Annotated in this window: 3 protein-coding genes and 1 pseudogene; all 4 read right to left on the reverse strand. The window is 33.1% G+C overall.

From position 1 onward, the window contains the following. Positions 1–796: pseudogene (locus ACLN19_RS08995) on the reverse strand (IS982 family transposase); the annotation flags it as partial. Between the two features lie 394 nt (positions 797–1,190). Then, a complete protein-coding gene (locus tag ACLN19_RS09000) occupies positions 1,191–1,739 on the reverse strand; it encodes a protein kinase domain-containing protein (protein WP_413385500.1) in 549 nt (182 codons plus the stop codon). Continuing rightward, positions 1,690–1,875, reverse strand: a complete 186-nt coding sequence (locus ACLN19_RS09005; protein WP_413385502.1) for a hypothetical protein — start codon at positions 1,873–1,875, stop codon at positions 1,690–1,692. Before ACLN19_RS09005 ends, ACLN19_RS09000 begins: the two co-directional genes overlap by 50 nt. Before the next feature lie 481 nt (positions 1,876–2,356). Then, on the reverse strand, positions 2,357–2,638 hold the full coding sequence (locus ACLN19_RS09010) for a hypothetical protein (protein ID WP_413385505.1): 282 nt from the start codon (positions 2,636–2,638) through the stop codon (positions 2,357–2,359). Positions 2,639–2,867: the final 229 nt, after the last annotated feature.

Consider the following 2,867-nt stretch of genomic DNA (forward strand, 5'->3'; position numbering starts at 1 on the left):
TTTGATATTATCTCCAATCATAAATAAAGACCTCCTCATATTTGCTTTCATTATATCATAAAAACGTGTTTCAATAGTTCGTCTCATAGCCATTACTTTCCAATTGTTATGTTCTTCGGCTCCTGTCATGTTTTGATGAAATGGCGTCCATAGATGATAACCTTGTTGTTCTAAGTCCTACCTGAGTTCACTGCTCAGGTAGCCTAAATCACCTAGGATAACCGATTGCTTACACCCTTCTAATAGTTCATAAACCACCTTGATGTCATGAACAGAGGCAGGCGTGACAACATAGTTCAAAATATAACCAGATAAGGTCACTAACATATGAACTTTGAAGCCGTAGAATCAAAGATGTTTAGAGGCGTTGTAGCCAATATCGGCTAACCCTTTAAAAATGGTAGCTCTGTGATTGCGAACGGGTTGGCAAAGGAAAACTATCTATAATGGCGACTCTATCAGATGGAAGCATGTCACTCATAGCTTTTCGAATTAGTTGGATGAGCCAAATCAATTGTTTTGACCGACGATTGAAACGACTTCTTTCTAGTAACTGACCACAAGGGAAGAGGTGGCAGATGGTATAGAAATGGCGTTGTGATGTCATGCCCAGTTCAGCTTGTAACAAGAGCAAGACAAGGATTGATTCATCTGAAACTTTGGCTAAGCCAACATTACGCCGATGTTTGAAGGAATCTGGGCAATAGTTTTGGTAGAAGTGATGAAAAATTTGTGTTAACTGGCGTACATTCCATTGCAAATGATGAGATTTAGCGGTATACTGTAAGTGGCTCATTTGGACTAACCTCCTGTATGTTTCGTCACTTACAGTATAGTCCATTTGGGCTTTTTAGTGTAGTTTGAAATTAACTAGCACCACGGGTAGCTTTTGTAATCCCATACCGATCACTTAAAATAGCTCTCGGATATTTTTGAATCAAGCTTGGATAGGTTTGGGTAAATTTACTCAATTCCTTTTGTAAAAAATCACTATAATCACTTCGTAATAAAGGATAGACAATTTCTCTATTGAAAACTATAACTACTCAATACTTCTAAATCCCTTTATATCAACGTTTCCAAAAATGAAACTTCCATGAAAACGGGCTAAAATCCATAAATTTGGATAAAATTGACACCAATTAACACCATAAAATAGACTAGTCAGCCATCTCATATATGAGGTGGTTTTATTTAGATTTAATTTGAGAAAATGCTCTCCGTAGTTCATTAATATTGCCAAATCTCTTACTAAAATCTGGATTTATGCCTTGATTGATAAATTTCTCTAAATTACTATATTCAAATTTAGTAAAATCTTTATATCTTCCTGTCAAAACAAAATACAGTAACTTAGATAAAGCAAAACCTTCAAAATAAAAATTATAATTACTATATCCTACTCGTTGAAGTCCCAAATAATCATTAAATGCTCCTCGAATTTCTGTATCAAGAGATGTTAATATACTATCACTTAGCTTTACATTACCCAAATCAGCAATCTTAATAATTTTGGCATCCTCATGTTGTTTTATTAAAATATTATTTGGAGAAATATCTCTATGTAATATATCTTTTTCAGCTAAGTACTCAAACCCTTTAATAATTTGATTACACAATGACTTTCTCTCCTCAAAAGTCAGTTTTTGATTATGAGTGGTAATGTATTTTAAACTTGGGATAGTTGTCTTATATCCATTGTTTAACTTCATCGTCTTGGACTGACCGATTAATGTCATCTAATAGTCGTCTGGCATATTCGCGCTTGATGATATCATCTGGAAGTGATTTTACTCTATCCTCAAAATAAGGAGTCAATGGCGCTTCAATTTCAGGATTTTTGGGGTTGGTATATTGCTCCATATATTCAACCATGCTATCTGAGAAATTCGTATCGTAAAATTAAATAAAATACGGATAATTCTTTTTTCTGAAAAAATAATGTCCCTAATGAGCTCTTCATCCAGCTTGAATAAATTATATACTATTGCACAATGATGATGTACTTTTAATAATAGCTTGATATGAGTAATAGAAGACAGTTCAATAAAACTATTATTAATCATCGAATCATGTAATTCCATCATATCATCAGATGACGTAAAGATTTTTTCAGCATCGTCCAGAACATGCAACAAAAAGCCTCTGTATAATTCATGTCCATCATAGTTTGCATAATCAACCCTGACAACTTTTTTGCCAATTCAACTAACAGACCACGTGATAAATTCTTCATTCTTTCTAAGGAAAAATCCGGATTATCTATAAATACCTCCATCGCTTCTATCGTTGGATTCATTTCTTTTATCAAACTCGGTCTAGTCTTATCACAATTCATTAAGGTTAAGCTTTTCCCCTAAAAGCCTCCTAACCTGTTAATATGATTAGTCATCTGATTAACATCATACGCAGAAGTGTTCGCTTCATAGTAAGAGAAAAATGGTAGAATGACATTATATAACATTTCTTCTGTTTGTCTAAGTTTCTCACTTGCAATATCCGTTATAGGAATCATATCTTTTGTGATTCGCTCTTCTGAAATATGCAAGACTTGAATAATCTTGTCAAGAGTGCTTTTATGAGGTGTCGTTGTGCCGTTTAACCAAGGTTGGACGGCTCTTTTTGTTTTACCAGTCATTTTAGCTAGTTGGTCAACTGAAATATTCTATTCTTCCAAAATAGAATTCAACTTTTTATAATCAAAATTTTTACTTTCCATAAACACATTATATCACTTTTAGGAAGTTTTGATTTTTCAAAAAGTACAAAACTTCCAAGCCATTGATTTAATATAGTTAAATGAAATAAAAGCAGTACATTTATGGTATAATGTATTTATGGCATATTCATTAGATTTTCGTAAAAAG

This window comes from Streptococcus lishijunsis, from assembly GCF_047290665.1.
Classification (GTDB): Bacteria; Bacillota; Bacilli; order Lactobacillales; family Streptococcaceae; genus Streptococcus.

Coding starts and splice junctions, on each gene's coding strand:
- ACLN19_RS09000 (WP_413385500.1), bottom strand. CDS start 1,739: ATGACATTAATCGGTCAGTCCAAGACGATGAAGTTAAACAATGGATAT.
- ACLN19_RS09005 (WP_413385502.1), bottom strand. CDS start 1,875: ATGGTTGAATATATGGAGCAATATACCAACCCCAAAAATCCTGAAATT.
- ACLN19_RS09010 (WP_413385505.1), bottom strand. CDS start 2,638: ATGACTGGTAAAACAAAAAGAGCCGTCCAACCTTGGTTAAACGGCACA.